This is a genomic window from Pirellulales bacterium, from assembly GCA_035533075.1.
Classification (GTDB): domain Bacteria; phylum Planctomycetota; class Planctomycetia; order Pirellulales; family JAICIG01; genus DASSFG01.
On sequence record DATLUO010000006.1, the window covers coordinates 1 to 17,637 of the forward strand.

The 17,637-nt window shown below is 63.2% G+C and carries 13 protein-coding genes; 7 read left to right on the forward strand and 6 right to left on the reverse strand.

Translation table 11 applies throughout. The features are described 5' to 3' along the window. Window positions 1-1,573: 1,573 nt before the first annotated feature. The 5 genes from VNH11_00410 to VNH11_00430 all read right to left on the reverse strand — a co-directional run bounded on the left by VNH11_00410 (window position 1,574) and on the right by VNH11_00430 (window position 5,880). Window positions 1,574-2,692 (reverse strand): Gfo/Idh/MocA family oxidoreductase, encoded by a 1,119-nt coding sequence (locus VNH11_00410; protein ID HVA44820.1) that lies wholly within the window; start codon window positions 2,690-2,692, stop codon window positions 1,574-1,576. Further along, window positions 2,689-3,492 carry an acyl-ACP--UDP-N-acetylglucosamine O-acyltransferase gene (lpxA, locus tag VNH11_00415; GenBank protein HVA44821.1) on the reverse strand — a complete coding sequence of 268 codons (804 nt, stop codon included), beginning with the start codon at window positions 3,490-3,492 and terminating at the stop codon, window positions 2,689-2,691. Before lpxA ends, VNH11_00410 begins: the two co-directional genes overlap by 4 nt. A gap of 26 nt (window positions 3,493-3,518) precedes the next feature. Further along, complete coding sequence (gene lpxC, locus VNH11_00420) at window positions 3,519-4,502, reverse strand: UDP-3-O-acyl-N-acetylglucosamine deacetylase (GenBank protein HVA44822.1); 984 nt, start codon at window positions 4,500-4,502, stop codon at window positions 3,519-3,521. Between the two features lie 44 nt (window positions 4,503-4,546). Beyond that, complete coding sequence (locus VNH11_00425; GenBank protein HVA44823.1) at window positions 4,547-5,215, reverse strand: OmpH family outer membrane protein; 669 nt, start codon at window positions 5,213-5,215, stop codon at window positions 4,547-4,549. A 179-nt stretch (window positions 5,216-5,394) separates the two neighbouring features. Then, window positions 5,395-5,880: a hypothetical protein gene (locus VNH11_00430; GenBank protein ID HVA44824.1), complete on the reverse strand. Its 486-nt coding sequence runs from the start codon at window positions 5,878-5,880 to the stop codon at window positions 5,395-5,397. A gap of 305 nt (window positions 5,881-6,185) precedes the next feature. Between VNH11_00430 and VNH11_00435 the strand changes: the two genes are divergently transcribed. Both VNH11_00435 and VNH11_00440 read left to right on the forward strand, forming a co-directional pair. Beyond that, window positions 6,186-7,460 (forward strand): hypothetical protein, encoded by a 1,275-nt coding sequence (locus tag VNH11_00435; protein ID HVA44825.1) that lies wholly within the window; start codon window positions 6,186-6,188, stop codon window positions 7,458-7,460. A 182-nt stretch (window positions 7,461-7,642) separates the two neighbouring features. Then, window positions 7,643-10,990 carry an efflux RND transporter permease subunit gene (locus tag VNH11_00440; protein HVA44826.1) on the forward strand — a complete coding sequence of 1,116 codons (3,348 nt, stop codon included), beginning with the start codon at window positions 7,643-7,645 and terminating at the stop codon, window positions 10,988-10,990. On the opposite strand, the gene VNH11_00445 is transcribed toward VNH11_00440, so the two are convergent. After that, window positions 10,921-11,655 (reverse strand): 7-cyano-7-deazaguanine synthase, encoded by a 735-nt coding sequence (locus VNH11_00445; GenBank protein HVA44827.1) that lies wholly within the window; start codon window positions 11,653-11,655, stop codon window positions 10,921-10,923. The genes VNH11_00440 and VNH11_00445 overlap by 70 nt on opposite strands. Before the next feature lie 282 nt (window positions 11,656-11,937). On the opposite strand from VNH11_00445, the gene VNH11_00450 reads away from it, so the two are divergent. The 5 genes from VNH11_00450 to lon all read left to right on the forward strand — a co-directional run bounded on the left by VNH11_00450 (window position 11,938) and on the right by lon (window position 17,155). After that, a complete protein-coding gene (locus VNH11_00450) occupies window positions 11,938-12,291 on the forward strand; it encodes a hypothetical protein (GenBank protein HVA44828.1) in 354 nt (117 codons plus the stop codon). Window positions 12,292-12,297: 6 nt separating this feature from the next. Next, window positions 12,298-13,752 (forward strand): helix-turn-helix domain-containing protein, encoded by a 1,455-nt coding sequence (locus VNH11_00455; GenBank protein ID HVA44829.1) that lies wholly within the window; start codon window positions 12,298-12,300, stop codon window positions 13,750-13,752. A 180-nt stretch (window positions 13,753-13,932) separates the two neighbouring features. Then, window positions 13,933-14,187, forward strand: a complete 255-nt coding sequence (locus VNH11_00460) for a hypothetical protein (protein ID HVA44830.1) — start codon at window positions 13,933-13,935, stop codon at window positions 14,185-14,187. 203 nt (window positions 14,188-14,390) lie between these two features. Beyond that, entirely contained in the window at window positions 14,391-14,762 is a 372-nt protein-coding gene (locus VNH11_00465; GenBank protein ID HVA44831.1) for an Hsp20/alpha crystallin family protein, read from the forward strand. Then, the gene (gene lon / locus VNH11_00470; GenBank protein ID HVA44832.1) at window positions 14,759-17,155 is read left to right on the forward strand and encodes an endopeptidase La; all 2,397 of its coding nucleotides are present in this window, start codon (window positions 14,759-14,761) and stop codon (window positions 17,153-17,155) included. Before VNH11_00465 ends, lon begins: the two co-directional genes overlap by 4 nt. The last annotated feature ends 482 nt before the right edge of the window (window positions 17,156-17,637 follow it).

Sequence of the window (17,637 nt, forward strand, 5' to 3'; positions counted from 1 at the left end):
CCGGCTCCCGCAGGCCGTTGGCGCCGATGTCGGCCGCCAACTTTTCCAGCTCGTCTTCGTGCATCATCGGAAAAAGCTCGGCGGCCGGGTGGCGATCGTAGGAATAGAACGAAAACGACATGGAAGGGTCCTTTCATAGGGATCAGGGTTCGGGGTTCAGGGTTCAGGGTTCAGGGTTCGGGGTTCAGGGTTCAGGGTTCAGGGTTCAGGGTTCAGGGTTCAGGTCTTGGGTCTTGGACGTTTAAAAGGTGCGGGGCCGAAGGATATAGCATTAGTGTACCGCTGAACCGATACGGTCGCAAGCGTTCAGTTGCGGCAGCGATATTATTTCATGCCAAGCCAGCGGCACGGTAGAACCGGGAATGACGGCAGGGGCTTCGGCCCGAATCGAAACAGAACCAGCGCAAGCCAGTCGCAGGAGAAGATGAGCGATGAGGAATCAGGGATGAGAGATAACGAGAAAAAGGGCGTGGTTCAAAAGCGGGCGGTGCTGAGCCGGCTTCGGCCGCGCTTCCCTGAAGGTGTCGTGTTGGCAACGGCTAAAGCCAGGACCGAGAAGCCCGGCTAAAGCCGGCTAGCCAGGGAATAGTATTTCGGCACCACCAGCTAAAGCTGGTGGCAAACGGCCCAAAAACCGGCTGAAGCCGGCTGCATGTCTGATCTGCGGTCGGCGGAGAACGGCGCAAAACAGAAACACTGCAAGCCACTTCCACGAGAGGATGAGAGATGTGCGAAAACCGGCGCGACGGAGGAACGCGAGAAATACTTTTATAAGCCAACTTTGATGCGTTCCGCCGTCGCCCCAAGTCACGGCCCTGTTGTGCTTTGCGACCCGACCTGTTCGCGCAACTTTTCATTTCTTGGCGTGGTTCAAAGCAGGGTAACACTTCCCGTTCGAGTTCTGCCAGCACCTCCTGCCGGAAGTACCTGCCGCTGCGTTGGTTACGTCCTGACGCGGCCCACGCAGGGCGGCGAAAGCTGTTACCCTGAGATTCCTTGATTTGAACCACGCCTGTTTTTCACAAGTGTTTAAGATCGCGGCGATCTTCGCTTGGCTTGCCGGAGGGACGGGGAACGCCCGCTCAACTGTCGGAATCCGACAGTTGGCCAATGGTGGGGGTTCCCTCCGCGTTCTCGACGAGCAGTGCGGGTCAAACGTTTGCAATTCGTCGGTGTTGATCCCTCGGCTTCGTTTTGGCGCGAATTGGCCATCTTCGAAATGCCTGAAGGGGCGCGCCGGTGTAATGGGATCTCGAAGCCTTGTCGTCGCGGGTAAAGCTTCGCCTAACCCGGTACGCAGGTGCCGTACACCAACCCGAAGCGCCCGCGAGGAACGTGAAAAAGGGCGGCAAAACCTCGCTTGCGCTTCGGGTTAGTGTGAAAATGGGAACGAGTTCGGCGAAGCTTTACTTGCCGTTGGAGGGGTGTCGTCGGTCATGCCGCTCACTTTGGCCGCGCGCAGCCAAAGTGGCGGCGGCCCGTTCGTCTGCGGCAACGCGTGCCGATGCGACACGTGTGTCGCATGGGTCGCGAGGTACACGGCGTTCCTCTCGCGGAGCGAGAGGGCTACGGGTCAACCGGCGCGGCGACGCTCGGCCGGCGCGTCGCTCGGCTTGAGATGCCAGTGCGGCCCGCGAAGAATCTGCGGCGCGCCAGCCACGCGCGGACCCACCGGACCCGTGGGGTTTCCCTCCCAGGCATGCGTCTGCACCTGAAGCAGGATGCGCTCGGCAACCTTGACGGCCTCCAACCCCGCCTCGCCCGATACGCGCGGCGCTCGTCCCGTGCGGATGCTCGTCACGAACTCGGTCAGCTCGCCGCTCAAGGGATCGCCCGGTTCCACCCCCACCGTCTGACGAGGCAAGTGCTCGTCCAGCAGTGAGTCCTTGAGAAGCGTTCGTTCGTCCGGCGTCAATCGTTCGACGTCGAGCTCGCCACGCAGCACCGCGGCGCTCGGCCGCACCACGTCGACCGTTCGAGCAGCCAAGTCGACCGCCGCAAAACCCTGGGCCGACCAAACGTGCAGCGTGCGGGCCGCCGAATGGCTGGCCCGCGACGCGCTGAGCGCCGCCACGCAGCCGTTCTCAAAGCTCAGCCGCGCGTTGACGAGGTCTTCGTGCCGGCCAAACAGCGCGACGCCCAAAGCGTCCACGCGCCGCAAGGGCGAATTGACGATGGAGAGCACCAAGTCGATGTCGTGGACCATCAAGTCGAGCACCACGCCAATGTCGGTCGAACGGAAGCTGAAGCCGCCGCGGCGCACCGCTTCGATGTATTTGGGCGCCCGAACATAGGGTTGCGCCGCCACGAAGGCCGGGTTGAATCGCTCCACATGGCCCACTTGCAGCACCAGCCCGCGGCGCCGGGCCAGCTCGACCAACTCGCTGGCCTGGGCCGTCGTCGCCGCCAGCGGCTTTTCGATCAACAGGTGTACCCCGTCGGTCAGCAAGTCTCTGGCAACCTGGCAGTGAAACCGCGTGGGAGTGGCGACCACCGCGGCGTCGATGCGCCCCGACAGCTCACGATGATCGGAATAGGCCGTGGCGCCGTGCGCGGCCGCGACTTCGCGGCGGTGGGCTTCCAGCGGATCGACCACGCCGGCCAGCGTCACGTCCGGCAGGCCGGCCAGAATACGGGCGTGAATGCGGCCCAGATGCCCGGCGCCGACCACCGCCACTCGCACCGGTCTCATGCGGCCCTCCGTCGCTCGCGTCCGCGGCCGTGCTGGCCCTCTTGTTGCACCTCCACAAACGAGAGCAACTCGTTGACTTCGGGAAGCAGATGCTCTTTGCCGCGGAGAATCTCACGGGCATGGTCCAGGCCGACCCGCGCGCGGTACAGCAGGCGATGGGCCTCGGCCAAGGCCCGGATCGCTTCGGGCGAAAAGTGGTTTCGCTTCAAGGCCACCACGTTGATGCACCGCGGCCGCGTGGGGTGGCCTTCCACGAGCATGAAGGGCGGCACGTCGTGCAGCACGCGGCTGAGACCGGAGACAAAGCTGTAGCCGCCGATGGTGGTGTAGTGGTGTACGGCCACGCCGCCCGACAGCGAAGCATAGTCTTGAACGTGAACGTGCCCGCCGAGCAAGGTGCCGTTGGCAATCACGATGTGGCTTCCCACCCGGCAATCGTGGGCCACGTGGGTGCAGGCCATAAAATAGTTGTGGCTGCCGACGCCGGTCACGCCGTCTTCTTTCTCGGTGGCCCGGTTGACGGTGACGCACTCGCGGAAGGTGTTGTAGTCGCCGATCCGTACCAGCGTATCGCTGCCGCGATAGCTGAGGTCCTGCGGCTCGCCGCCAATGACCACGCCGGGATAGAGATGGTTATATTCGCCCAGCGCGACGTGGCCCATGATGGTGACGTTGTTTTCCAACCGGCAGCCGCGGCCGATGCGAACGTTCGGGCCGATGACGCAGAACGGCCCGATTTCGACGTCCTCGTCGATTTCGGCGTGCGGGTCGATGACGGCGTGTTCTGCGACGGAGGCCATATCACATTCGGGGTTCTGGGTTGCGTTCACGCACTACGTTTGTATCCGCCTACCATGTCGCCCTCGGTGAGCAGCACCCGCACCAGCTCGGCGTTCAGCCGGTGCCCGCTGCGGTAGGCGATCACATGGGCCACCAGGTCGCAGCCGGCCAGCGACAGGTCGCCGACCAGGTCGAGGGCCTTGTGGCGCACGCACTCGTCGTGGAACCGCAGCTCGTTGTCGATGGGGCCTTCGGCATCGAACACCAGCAGGTCTTTGCTCGAGGTCCGCCGGCAGAGCCCCTGCGCCAGCAGCCACTCGGCCTCGGCCTTGAGCATGAAGGTGCGGCTGGGAGCCAGCTCGCGACGGAAGGAATCGGGCGTGACGGGCAAGCTGAGCGTCTGCCGGCCGATGGCATTGCCCGACCCATAATCGAGGTGAAACTTCAACGTCAGGCCGTCGGAAACGGCCGGCCGCGCTTCGACCCAGGCTTCTTCGTTACCCAACCGGGTGATCTCGCGGACCACGAGCCTCGGACGCACGGACTGCTGCTCGACAATTCCGGCCGAGGTCAGGGCGTCGACGTAGGGCAGGCTGGAACCGTCGAGACCGGGCATCTCGGCCGCGTTCACCCAGACCTCGCAGTTGTCGACGCCCAGACCGCCCAGCGCGGCCATGATGTGCTCGACCATCTCGACGCTGGCGCCGCCGGAGCGCAGCGTGGTGCGGCGCGGCGCCTCGACGCGGTTGGCCACGGTGGCCCGAATCCGCAGCGGACGCGCCAGATCGCTGCGCACGAAGGTGATGCCGCTATCACAGGCGGCGGGGCGAAACTCCACCCGCACGTCCTTGCCGGTCCAATAGCCGACTCCTTCGACCACGGCGGCCGCGAGCAGCGTTTGCTGTCGGCGAGGCGCGTGCAACGAGCGGCGGGCGTCATCCGAGAAACGGTTCAACATAAGTCCCAAACAGCTCAAACCAACGGTGTCGATCACGCGATTGCCGACGGCCCCCGCGTCGTCGCCCCACATCGTCTTTCGCTTAAGCGAACGACGACGGAGGCAGCGAGCTTGCCTTATCTTGGCGGCAGCACGCCTTGCGGCCGGCGGGTGGTCGTGGGCACGGGGGCCGGACGCGCCGATGCGTTGCCCCGCGGCGGATTCACCGCATCGAGAATATAGGGCGTGATGTCGATCATCTTGTTGTGGTACAGCACCGCCTTGTTCAGCTCTTTTTGGATGCCCTGCGGATCGTTTTCATCCAACGGGTCGCCATTGAACCGCATCACCAGCAGGATGCCGTGCTTGTCGGAATAGTAGCGCACCTGCTCCATGATCTCTTGGTAAACAGTGTAGTACATCTTCGCTTCCTGCTCGAAGAAGTCGCGTTTTTGCACGTTCACCTGCACCTGGATTTCCGCCTGGCGTTTGGTGATGTCCTCTTCGAGCTGGCGGTATTCGGGCGTGCCGCGATTGTAGCTGTCGAGTTGATCGACCATCTTTTGCAAGGCGGCCTTGTTGTTCTTGAGCTCGGCTTCGGCCGCTTCCACGTCACGCCGCAGTGCGTCGGTGAGCTGCTTGAACTTCACGTGGTTGCCGAAGATGTAGGCCAGGTCGAGAAGGGCGACCTGCGGGGCGGATGGGCTGCCTGCCGCCGTTCGTTGCTGGGCCGAGGCCCGCGGCGCGGCGGCGTGGACAGCGGCCAAAGCCGCCAGGAAGACGGCCAAAGGAAGATTCTTTTTCACGATAGCGCTCCTTGCTGCTCGGCATGGTCATCCTGACCTCGCCACGGTCCGTTCGCGGACCGCCACGCGCCGATTGACATTGAGAGGAAATGCGGAGGGGCCAATTGTGGGCGGTATTCTGCCGAGAACCCGCCGCCGGGTAAAGGCCAGTTCCGGTGCCGTTTTTTGCGGCTTTTGCGCTACCTGCCGGCGGCGGCGATCGGTTCGCCGGTCAAGCACATGCTCGCTTCTTCGACGCTCATGCCGTCGACCCAGACCAGCTTCATGCGTGGCAAGCGGCGCAGTTGGGCCACGCCCGCGGATGTCACCCTGGGGCAGTCGCAGAGGTTGATCTGCTCCAGGCCCTTGAATTGCAGCAAGGCTTCCAGTTCTTCGTCGCCCACGTCGCAATGGCTCAGGTTGATGCTCCGCACGGCGTAAAGGCATTCGCCGCCGCAACGGCGGGCCAGCCAATCGGGCAACAGATCGGCAGTCGGATTGCGGTCGACGTTGTAGCGTCCTCCCAGCCGCAACACCATCTGCCGCGCCTCGCGCTCGCGTTTGGCATTGATGATCGGATAGGCGACGATCGCGCCGACGATCCATACCAGACCGAGCACCTGGCAAAGCTGCCGCACTCCCTTGCGGTGCTCGACGCATCGCAGAGAGCGTACCAACCAAAGCATCACACAGCCGGTCGAGCTCGATCGAGCCCGATCGCCCATCGCAGGTCCCGCAGGACGGAGCAAACTCAACATATCAGCACTCCAGGCGCCGCCTCGTCGCGAATGACGAAAGGGATATGAGCCGCACAACCGGCCATCGCCGGCTATGCCGCGCCTGCTGCCTCTGTTCCAGGTGCTAATGTAGCGAGTGCGCCGCGGAATGGCAAGCGTGTTGCCAAACCCATTTCACGCGGGCGGCGGTGAGATGTTTCGGTGGACGAAACGTCGCATTGCTCCCCGCGTGCGGCATAGTACGATAAGTCTCGATGGCTGTTGACACTCCCGCCCGAATCGCGATCGTCGGCTCCGGCCCGATGGGCCTGGAGGCCGCGCTTTATGCGCGATTTTTGGGCTATGACGTCGACATTTACGAACGCGGCGACGTGGCCGAAAACGTCTTGCGTTGGGGACACGTCAAGCTGTTTACCCCCTGGCGGCAGAACGTGTCGCCCTTGGCGGTCGCCGCCCTGACGGCGCAAGACACCGACTGGCAGCCGCCCGACGACGAGGCGATTCTCACCGGCCGCGAGTTCGCCAGCAGGTATCTTTTGCCGCTGGCCCGTTGCGACCTGCTCATCGACGGCCTGCACACTCGCACCGAAGTGGTCGCCCTTGGGCGAGAGGGCCAGCTCAAGGGCGACCACCTCGGCGCCGAAGCACGCATCGAAGCCGATTTTCGCTTGCTGCTGCGCGATGCGGCCGGAGCCGAGTCGATTGTCAACGCCGACGTGGTGATCGACGCGGGCGGCACCTTCGGCAACCACAACTGGGTGGGAGCGTCGGGCATCCCCGCACCGGGCGAAATCGCCGCCGCCGACGCCATTGAATACGGACTGCCTGACGTCATCGGCCGCGACCGCGACCGTTATACCGCCAAAACGACGCTGCTGGTCGGCGACGGATATTCGGCCGCGACCAGCGTCGTGGCCCTCGCCGAGTTGGCGCGTCAGCAGCCCGGCACGCAAACGATCTGGATCACCCGGCGGCACCGCGAAGGCACGGGCCCCGTTTCCGTGCTCGAAAACGACCGGCTCGCGGAGCGCGACCGTTTGGCCCGCGCCGCCAACGCTTTGGCCGGCGGCGCCTCGGCCGGCGTCGAATATCGGCCGGGCACGGCGATCGAGGCCATCCATCGCGACGCGGCGACCAATCGGCTGTCGGTGCGGCTGAGCGGCATGCGGGCGGGCACGGTGGACGTCGATCGCATCATTGCCAACGTCGGCTATCGGCCCGACACGCGACTTTATTCCGAGCTACAGGTTCACCAATGCTATGCCAGCGACGGCCCGATGAAGCTGGCCGCCGCGCTGTTGGGCCAGACCTCGGCCGATTGCCTCGATCAAACTTCCCTTGGCCCCTCGACGCTCGTCAATCCGGAACCCGATTTCTATATACTGGGATCGAAGAGCTACGGCCGCGATTCGCGGTTTCTGCTCTCCGTCGGGCTGGCTCAAATCCGCGACCTTTTCTCGATCATCGGCGACCGCCCCGATCTCGATCTCTATCGCGCTCTGACCGCCGTGCGACCGGCGCGGCGGTAGCGCCGGCATCCGTCGATGGGAACAATCCCGAAAACGGCCGCAGATTCTCGGCTACAGAGCGACAAATCTGCTTGGCCCAATGTTTGCACCACGCCTGCCGCCATCGGCGCGGCCCTTTCGCGCACCAGGTAGGGCCGCGCGCCGACGGCGATTTCGTACCTTCGCTCTCTTGCCAGACAGCCATGCGCGGACTGATCGAAGCCTCGATTCGCAACAAGCACGCGGTCGTCGTCTTTTGTTTGACGATCGTGCTGTTGGGCGGCATCAGCCTCACACAGATCCCGATCGACATCTTGCCGTCGTACAAAAGCCCGGCCGTCATGGTGCTGACGTTCTACAGCGGCATGCCCCCCTCGGACGTCGAAAAAGACATCACCAACCGCATCGAACGCTGGACCGACATGGCCTCGGGCTTGAAGCGCCAGGAATCGCGGTCGATCCTGGGGGCCAGCGTCGTCTACAACTATTTCTATTCCAACGTCGACAAGGGCGAGGCGGTCACGCTGACGCAATCGCTGGCCCAATCGGTGGTGCCGATGATGCCGCCGGGCACGTTGCCGCCCGTGGTCATGTCGTACGATCCGACCAGCACCACGCCGGTCTGCATGATCGCGCTCAACAGCCAGGAATACGGCGAGAAGACGCTCTACGACGTCGGCCGCTATGAGGTCCGCAATCGGGTGATGACCGTGCGCGGCGCGGTCTCGCCCGTCGTGTTCGGCGGCAAGATCCGGGCGGTGCAAGTTTATCTCGATCGGCAACGGATGCAGGCCCGCAAGCTGTCGCCCTTGGATGTGATGACGTCGCTTTATACCTCCAACATCTTTTTGCCCACGGGCGAGCTGATCATCGGCGACAAAGACTATTACGTCCAAAGCAATTCCTTGTTCGCCGACCCCAAGGACATGGCCCAGATCCCGCTCCGCACCGAGCACGGCAACCGCGGCTTTGTGGGCGACGTGGCCGATCCCTCCGACGATGCCATGATCCAAACCACCATCGTCCGCGTGCAGGGTAAAAAGCAGGTCTATATTCCCGTCATGCGACAGAGCGGCGCCAGCACCGTCGAGGTGGTCGACCAGTTGAAGGCGAAGCTGCCCGATATCGAAAGCCAATTGTCGCGGCCGGGCATCAAGCTGGAAATGATCATGGACCAATCCGTCTATGTCCGGCAATCGATTCATAGCCTGGCGCAGGAAGGCTCGCTGGGGGCCATCCTCTGCTCGCTGACCATCCTGCTGTTTCTGGGCCAGCCGCGCATGACGGCCATCGCCGTGATGAGCATTCCACTTTCGGTGCTGTCGGCCATCGCGTTGCTCTTCGTTTGCGGGCAGACGATCAACGTGATGACGCTGTCTGGACTCGCGATGGCGATTGGCCCCATGGTGGACAGCGCGATCATCTGCCTGGAAAACACCGATCGGTTCATGGAGCAGGGCAAACCGGTGCATGAGGCGGCCCTGGAAGGCGCCAGCCAAGTGGCCTTGCCTGAGTTGGTGTCCAGCCTCAGCACGCTGATGGTGCTCACTCCGCTGGCATTCTTGCCGGGCGTGAGCTCGTTCCTTTTCGCACCGATGGCCATGGCTGTGACCTTCGCGATGGCGACGGCCTACATTCTGTCGAGAACGCTGATTCCGGCCGCCTCGGTGGCCTGGCTGAAACCGAAAAAGCGGCAGCACAAGGGCGGCGACGAAGAAGGCGGCCCGCTGCACCGGGCATTCGGAAAGTTTCAAGCGGGGGTGGAAGCCTGGATCGAAGAGTACGGCAAATTGCTCGATTGGATGATCGAGCACCGTTGGATCACCGTCATCGTCGGCTACTCCCTGTTGATCGTCGTCGTGAGCGCGTTGATCCTGCCGTTGCGGCGAGAGTTCTTTCCCGAAGTCGACGCCGGCTCGTTCGAAATCTATTGCCGCGGACCGAGCGGGACGCGCCTCCGCGTGATGAACGACCGCGTGGCGGAACTCGAAGACTATATTCGCCGTGAGATTCCCGAGCACGACTTGCAGCTCATTCTGTCCGAGATCGGCGTCACGCCCGACTGGTCGAGCGGCTATTCGAAGAACTCCGCCAAATTCGAGTCGATCGTCCGCATTCAATTGACCGAAGACCGCCATGAGACGGCGCAGCACTACGTCAAGGCGTTGCGGCACGGTTTCGCGAGGCAGAAAAAGTTCAGCGACCTCGAGTTCTCTTTCAACTCCGGGGGCTTGATCCTCAGCGCCCTGAACGAAGGCAAAGTCACGCCCATTGACATCCGAGTCAAGGGAAAGAAACCGCAGGAGGCGCATAAGATCGCCGATCTGATTCACCGCAAGGTGGCCATGATCGATGGCGTGGTCGACTCGCGCATTCTGCAGCGAGAAGACTACCCGACCTACAAAGTGGAGGTCGACCGCGCCAAAGCGGCCGATCTCGGCCTGAGCCAGGAAGACGTGGTCAAGTCGGTGATCGCGGCCCTGAATTCGAGCATTCAGTTCAACAAAAACATCTTCTGGATCGATGAGAAAAGCGGCAACCAGTATTTCGTCGGAGTGCAGTATCCGCAAGCCGACGTGGAGAATATGGAGTCGTTGCTGAACATCCCGGTGACGGGCGTCAACCAATGGAAGCTGGCGCATCGGGCCGTGATGAAAAACCCGCCGGAGATCACCCGGCCGGTGGAACCCAACCGTGAGGAGATCGCCGCGCCCGTGCCCTTGGCCAACCTGGTGAAAATCAGCCGCACCACCAGCCCGCCCTTGGTCACGCACGAGGACATTCGCCCCACGATCGAGCTGCAGGTGAATGTGGAGGAGCGCGACCTGGGCCACGTGGCCGACGACATTGCCAAGGCCATCGACGGCTTTGGCCAACGCAAAGAGAAGAAATCCGACAAGGGGCAAGGCGGTGGAACGACATGGCAAGCCTTCGACCCCGACTCGGACGAGAAAAAACCCCTGCAGGGGACTGATATCTCGCTCAGCGGCGAGTATTCGCGAATGCAAGAGACCTTCGAAAACTTGGCGATCGGCCTGCTCCTGGCGAGCGTACTGATTTATTTCATGATGGTGGCCCTCGACCAATCGTTCGTTGTGCCGCTGTGCGTGCTGCTGGGCGTGCCGTTGATCATGACGGGCGTGCTGCCGGCCCTCTACTTCACGAAAACGGCGATCAACATCCAGTCGCTGTTGGGAATCATTTTCAGCGTGGGCATCAAGGTGGCCAACACCGTGCTAATGACCGACGTGGCGCAGGAGCTGCGCGAGAAAGAGAATCTTTCTCCCATCGAAGCGATTCGCAAGGCGGCCCGAATGCGGGTGCGCCCGGTGACGATGACGGCGCTGGCCGCGTTCTTCGCCATGATTCCCACCGCCTTGGCCTTGGAGCAAGGCAGCGAGGCCAACGCTCCCTTGGGCCGCGCCATACTGGGCGGACTGATTGCCGGCGAGCCTGCCACGCTGTTCGTCGTGCCGTGTCTCTATGCGATCATGGTCCGCGAGGATTGCTCCGAGGGAGAAGGCGAAGGCAACGAGGACGAGGACGACTGACACCGATATTGGGTCTGATCGGCCTCGCCGATCAAGCGAAACGCCTGTTGCCGCTCGGCGCATTTGTTGCACGCTCCGCAGTGCGTCCCCCCACACGGGTCGATGCACGAAAACGTGAGGTGCAAAGGATACGCGCGGCCAAGTTGCATCACCTGACGCTTGCTGAGTTCGGCGAAGGGCCGCAGCAGGGTCAGTCCGGTCGCTTCGGCGCGGTTCAAGACCGCCTCGAACTCGGCAAAGAAAGCGGGCGTGGCGTCCGCAAATGGGTTGGAGCGCAGCGGCGCCAGGGCCAACTGGCCGATGCCGTTCAATTGGCACCACAGGGCCGCCTTGACGATCAACAGCAGGTTGCGTCCTGGAAGGTAGACCGCTTCGTCGGGCGTTTCGGCGCTTGGCACGTCGCGGCCCGTGGTGCTCCAGTGATCGCCGTAAAGGTCGGCGATCGGCATTTCGAGAACGATCAGCGGCTGCAAGAGCGGGCCATGCATGGCGGCCAAAAATCGCCTCAGCGACGCCGATTCCGCCTCTTGCCAGGTCGAGCCGAAGCGAATGTAAAACGGCTGCACGCGCCGGCCCAGGTCGAGCAAGTGCGCCACCAGAATGGAGCTGTCCAGCCCTCCACTGGCGAGCACGCCGATGGTCGATTGACGGTCGTTGCAGATCATCGTTGTTGTTCCACTGGGGCTGGAGGTGCTTGTCTATCATTCCCCGTCTACCGTCCGCCGTCTACCGTCTACCCCGTACCGTCTACCGCCGACCAAGCTGGCCTTGCTGCCCGGCCTGCCGACCGATACACTTCCCGCCCCCTCGTGCCTGCGCGGCTTCCGCCACCGCAGGCTGCATTTCAGCATTTTTCCTTGCAATGGGAACCGGGCCTCTTACAATAAACCTAAAGAGCGCCAATTCCCATCGTCACAACAGCTTCGGGTGAAACCATGAAGTCGGCGATGTTTGGCGCTCTGGTTGGTGCAGGTCTGGTCGTTTTCGCGGTGAGAGGTCCGTCTCTTTCCGGGGAGGCCTGGGCCCAACGGAGCGGCCCGCAAGAGGCGAGCCAATCCGGCGATCTGATTGCCATTTCGTCCCCCGCCGGCGAGCAAGGCCAGTCGGCGCAACAGATTACGATCATCGACCCCAAAACGCGGGTGATGGCCGTTTATCATGTCATGGCGACGGATGGCAAGATCGAGCTCAAAGCCGTGCGAAAGTTCGACTGGGACCTGCAAATCGAAGAATTCAACGCCACCAGCCCGCTGCCGCGGGAGGTGCGCTCGCAGATGACACCGAACTTTCATCAACGTTGATCGCTCATGGCCCGCAAACTGGTTCCGCTGGAAGAAGCCGCCAAGACCCTGGGTATTTCGCCCGACGAACTCAATAACCTCCGCGAGAACCGCGAGATCTACGGTTATCGCGACGGGGCAAGCTGGAAATTCAAGCCCGAAGACGTAGAGCGGTTGGCGCAAGAGCTTGCCGAACGCGGTTCGAAGCCCGCCAGCGATTCGTCGAGCTTGGCCGTCGACCTGAGCGACTCCGACGACGAGGGCGACGATATCGTGCTCTTACAGGAGGGCGCGCTGGGCGGCTCGGCCGGTGGGTCGAGCACGGTGATTGGCGGTCCGGCCAACGTCCAGTCTCCGGAAGACAGCGACATCAAGCTCTCGGACGTCAGCGGCGTGGAACTGGTCGGCGGCGGATCCAGCACGGTCATTTCCAAACCCAAAAGCGCGTCGGCGGCCGATAGCGAGGTCAGCATTCACCTGGCCGGAGAAAAGGACCAGGCCGGCAGCGATGTCTTGCCGCTGGGCGGTAGTGACGTTTTGCCGCGCGGCGGTAGTGACGTCTTGTCGCTGAGCGGCAGTGATGTTTTGCCCCTCGATCTGACGGGCGAAGGATCGAGCGGAAAGAAAGGGCCGGGCAGCGACCTCACGTTGGCCACAGAACAGGCCGTCGGCGAGGGAATCGATAGCGATTTGGCGATTGTGACCGGCGGCAGTTCGGGCAAGATCGTCGGCGGCGGGCCGGGCAGCGACTTGACGCTGGGCAGCTCCGACGACGACGTGTTCCAATTGCAAGATCCGGGCGGCAGCGCCATCACGCTCGCCGAAGAGGGCGGCTCCGGTCCCGGCAGCGACATTACCATCAGTCCGGGCGACAGCGGAATCAACCTGATCGACCCCAGCGACAGCGGCATTTCGCTGGAAGAGCCGCTGGAGCTGAGCTCGGCCGACGACGAATCGTCGTTCGATCTGAGCAGCGACAGCAGCGGCGATTCGAGCGGGACCTTGGGCGACAGCGCCGACTTCGATTCCGACGCGGTGATGGAGCTGCAAAGCGAAGACGAATTCCTGCTCACGCCGCTGGAAGAGTCGATCGACGACGAATCGCAAGACAGCGGCTCGCAGGTCATCGCGCTCGATTCCGACGCCGATTTCGACGACGCCACGCCGACCGCATTGGGTTCGCCCGACATGCTGGGCGGCGCGCTGCTGGAGCCGGAAGAGGCAGGCGCCGGCTTGGCCACGCCAGACCTCGGGCTCGGCGCGGCCGTGGCGCCAGGGCTGGCCATGGCGCCAGGCATGGTGATGGCATCGGCACGCGAGGCGCCTTACAGCGTGTGGCAGGTTCTCGGTCTGTCGACCTGCGTGCTGTTGCTGGCCATGTGCGGCATGATGACCTACGACCTGATGCGCAACATGTGGAGTTGGGAAGGCGCTTACACGGCCAACAGCACGCTCATGGACGCAATTCTGGGGATGTTTTAGTGTTTCTCGTTCGCCGACGGATTGATTCGCGGGCATAGCACGTAGGGTGGGACCAGCGAGCTTGCGAGCGCCGGCCCGCCGATAGCGATGTCATTTTATGGTGGGCCGGCGCTCGCAAGCTCGCTGGTCCCACCTACCCCTGACCTACGGTTTTCGCAATTGTTCGAAAGGATTCGAAGCATGCTTGCCGCACGGTTCAGTGCATTAGGGGTGGGCCTCGTCTCGCTGACCCTGTTGCCGGGCTGTCAACTGGTGCCCAAGAGCCATCTCGACGCGGCCGAAGCCCAGAACCGTATGTTGGCCGAACAGAAGAACTCGCTGTTGGCCGAAAACGAGAACCTGCGCGTCCACAGTCGGCGCCTCGAAGAGCAAGTCAAGCAGGCCGAAGAAGAACTGGCCGAGATGGAAGAACGCGCGGGACCCCGGCACCGGTAGCGAGACGCAGCAGGGGCCTGGGGAATCGCACGGGGAAATTGCAAATTGCACCCCGGCCAACTCGCAGGCCCGCAGGCGATTGCGGCCGTCCAGGATCAGTCCTAGGTGGAGCACGACTTCTTCCCGCAGGCCGTTGGCCTTGTTCGCCAAGTGAGCCACGCTCTAAGGATTGTGATGCAGAGGAATCTCGGCACAATAGAGGCATGACCGACGAAATCAAACAGGCATTGAGGTCGATGTTGATGCCGACCGCCGGCGAGTGTCAGCGCGTCGCCTGGCGGCCGGCCGCCGATATCTACCGCACGCGCCGCGGATGGCTGGTCAAGTTCGATCTGGCCGGCGTGCGGCCGCAAGAGATCGAGCTGGTCGCCAGCGGGCGGCAGCTCACGGTGCGCGGCCTGCGACGCGACTGCACCCTCGAAGAAGGCTGCCGCTACCACTCGCTGGAAATCTCTTACAATCGCTTCGAGCGGACGCTTGAATTGCCGTGCCCACTGGACGCGGCGCAAATCACCACCGATTATCGTGATGGAATGCTCCTGGTGCAGCTTGAAATGGAGAACCCCGAAGAATGACTGTCGAACGGGCCGCGGTGCTGCCGGTTTTGCCGCTGAAAAACAGCGTGCTGTTCCCTCATCTGTTGATGCCGCTGGCCGTGGGCCGGGCCGCGTCGATCGCGGCCATCGAGTCGGCGTTGACCAGCGAAGACAAGTCGATCTTCGTGGTCGCCCAGCGAAATCCGGAAGTGGACGAACCCGCCCAGAGCGACCTGTTCGCGGCCGGCACCACCGCCGTCATCAAACGCATGGAGCGGGCCGAAGGCGGCATGCGGCTCATCATCCAAGGCATCGAGCGGGCGGAGCTCGTGAGCTTGGAAACGGGCGAAGCGTTCCTCAAGGCGCAGCTCCGGTTCTTGCCCGAACCAACCGACGAAGGGACCGAGATCGAGGCCCTGCAGCGCGAGGTGTTGCAAGAGGCATCGCGGATTCACTCGATGGTCGATCCCGACGCCCAGCTTGGACTCGACCAGATCATGTCGCAAGTGAGCGAAGTGCTGCACCAGGTGTATCTGCTGGCCTCGATGTTGGGCCTGGGGCTGCCGCAATCGCAGCAGTTGCTGGAGGCACCGACGCGGCTGGCGGCCCTGCAATTGATTCATTCCCAGTTGCGGCACGAGGCCCAGGTGCTGGAGCTGCGGCAAAAGATCGCCTCGCAGGCGCAAACGGAAATGGGCCGCGAGCAACGCGAGTATCTGCTGCGGCAGCAGATGCGGGCCATCCAGGAAGAGCTGGGCGAGCAAAGCCCCGAACAAGCCGACGTGTCCGAGCTGCGGAAGAGGTTGGCCGAGGCCGACCTGCCCGACGAACCGCGCAAGGAAGCCGCGCGTGAGCTGGGCCGGCTGGAGCGGCTTCCCACGGCGGCGCCCGATTACCAGATGACGCGGGCCTATCTGGAGCTGATTCTGGAGCTGCCTTGGCGAAAACACACCGAAGACAAGCTCGATCTTCCAAGTGCCCGGCAGATTCTGGATGAAGACCATTTCGATCTGAAGGAAGTCAAAGAGCGGATCATCGAGCAGTTGGCCGTGCTCAAGCTCAATCCGCGGGCCAAGGCGCCGATTCTGTGCTTCGTGGGTCCGCCGGGCGTGGGCAAGACGTCGCTGGGGCAATCGATCGCACGTGCGGTGGGCCGCACGTTCGAGCGGATGAGCCTGGGCGGCCTGCACGACGAGGCCGAGCTGCGCGGGCACCGGCGGACGTACATTGGCGCCATGCCCGGCCGCGTGATCCGGGCGATTCGCCGGGCCGGCGTGGCCAATCCCGTGCTGCTGCTCGACGAGATCGACAAGGTGGGCGCCGACTATCGAGGCGACCCGGCGGCGGCCTTGCTGGAGATTCTCGACCCGGCCCAGAACAGCACGTTCCACGACAACTATCTTGACCTGGCGTTCGACCTGTCGAAGGTGATGTTCATCACCACGGCCAACACGCTCGACACGATTCCCCGCGCCTTGCGCGACCGCATGGAGATTCTGCGGCTGGCGGGCTACACCGACGAGGAGAAGATCGAAATTGCCAAGCGTTATCTGCTGCCGCGGCAACTTCGCGAGGCGGGTCTGACGAGCGAGCAGCTTGTGATTTCCGACGAGATACTGGCCAGGATCATCCATCGTTACACGCGCGAGGCCGGCCTGCGCGAGCTGGAACGAATGATCGGGCGTATCGCCCGGAAAACGGCCGTGCGGTTCGCCGAAGGGCATGCCGAGTCGGTGGAAGTGCGGCCTGACGACTTGTCGGGCATTCTGGGGCCGGAGCGGTTTTTCGAAGAACAGGCCCGCCGCGAGCTGCCGCCGGGCGTGGCCGCCGGCCTGGCCTGGACGGAAGCCGGCGGCGATGTGCTTTATATCGAAGCCGCCTTGCTGCCCGAACAGAAGGGGCTGACGCTGACGGGCCAGTTGGGCGAGGTCATGCAAGAATCGGCCAAGACGGCGCAGAGCTATATCTGGTCGCGGGCCGCTGAACTGGGCATCGATCCGAAGACCGTGCAGCAATCGGGCGTTCACATTCACGTGCCGGCGGGCGCGATTCCCAAAGATGGGCCGTCGGCCGGCGTGACGATGGCCACCGCCTTGGCTTCTCTGTATTCCGGCTCGCCCGCCCGCAGCGACACCGCGATGACCGGCGAGATCACGTTGACGGGCCTGGTGATGCCGGTCGGCGGCATCAAAGAAAAGGTGCTGGCCGCGCGGCGGGCGGGCATCCGCCGCTTGATCTTGCCCAAGCAGAACGAGCGGGACCTGGACGAGATACCCGAAGCGGTGCGGAACGAGCTGGAGGTCTTGTTCGCCGAGCGGATCGAAGAAGTCTTGGCCGCCGCCGTGCCCGACCTGGGGCAACGGCTGGGCGGTTCGAAGACGTCATATCACGCGACTGGCGACGAAGCGCGCTTAGTGGCCAAGGGAAACTGATATCGTAGGGTGGGACCAGCAAGCTTGCGAGCGCCGGCCCACCGACCTATCTCTTGCTCGACCGACCGAACGCGATCTGACAGGAATTGTGCTCCTCACCATCCGGGCGAAAGCTCGCTGGGGCCAAGCGCGCGACAGCCTGGCGGGCCATTTTCATTACGTGGTGCGGCTTCTCGAAAAGCTCGACCTCGATTCTTGCCGGCCGGGACATTTGCCCGTGATAACGCTTGCGAAAAAGGCCGAATTCGAACACAGCCCGGAATATCGTGAGAGCGTAGCGACCGACGTTGCCGAGTTGCTCTTCGGCATCGAAGCCGAGCGATCAACACCGACCAATTGCAAACGTTTGACCCGCACTGCTCGTCGAGAACGCGGGAGGGAACCCCCACCATTGGCCAACTGTCGGATTCCGACAGTTGAGCAGGCGTTCCCCGTCCCTCCGGCGAGCCAAGCGAGGGTCGTCGCGATCTAAACACTTGTGA

Bases quoted from the DNA above. Each gene is read 5' to 3' on its own strand.
- VNH11_00410 (HVA44820.1), bottom strand. From the start codon at position 2,692: ATGAGACCGGTGCGAGTGGCGGTGGTCGGCGCCGGGCATCTGGGCCGC.
- lpxA (HVA44821.1), bottom strand. From the start codon at position 3,492: ATGGCCTCCGTCGCAGAACACGCCGTCATCGACCCGCACGCCGAAATC.
- lpxC (HVA44822.1), bottom strand. From the start codon at position 4,502: ATGTGGGGCGACGACGCGGGGGCCGTCGGCAATCGCGTGATCGACACC.
- VNH11_00430 (HVA44824.1), bottom strand. From the start codon at position 5,880: ATGCTTTGGTTGGTACGCTCTCTGCGATGCGTCGAGCACCGCAAGGGA.
- VNH11_00435 (HVA44825.1), top strand. From the start codon at position 6,186: ATGGCTGTTGACACTCCCGCCCGAATCGCGATCGTCGGCTCCGGCCCG.
- VNH11_00440 (HVA44826.1), top strand. From the start codon at position 7,643: ATGCGCGGACTGATCGAAGCCTCGATTCGCAACAAGCACGCGGTCGTC.
- VNH11_00445 (HVA44827.1), bottom strand. From the start codon at position 11,655: ATGATCTGCAACGACCGTCAATCGACCATCGGCGTGCTCGCCAGTGGA.
- VNH11_00450 (HVA44828.1), top strand. From the start codon at position 11,938: ATGTTTGGCGCTCTGGTTGGTGCAGGTCTGGTCGTTTTCGCGGTGAGA.
- VNH11_00455 (HVA44829.1), top strand. From the start codon at position 12,298: ATGGCCCGCAAACTGGTTCCGCTGGAAGAAGCCGCCAAGACCCTGGGT.
- VNH11_00460 (HVA44830.1), top strand. From the start codon at position 13,933: ATGCTTGCCGCACGGTTCAGTGCATTAGGGGTGGGCCTCGTCTCGCTG.
- VNH11_00465 (HVA44831.1), top strand. From the start codon at position 14,391: ATGACCGACGAAATCAAACAGGCATTGAGGTCGATGTTGATGCCGACC.
- lon (HVA44832.1), top strand. From the start codon at position 14,759: ATGACTGTCGAACGGGCCGCGGTGCTGCCGGTTTTGCCGCTGAAAAAC.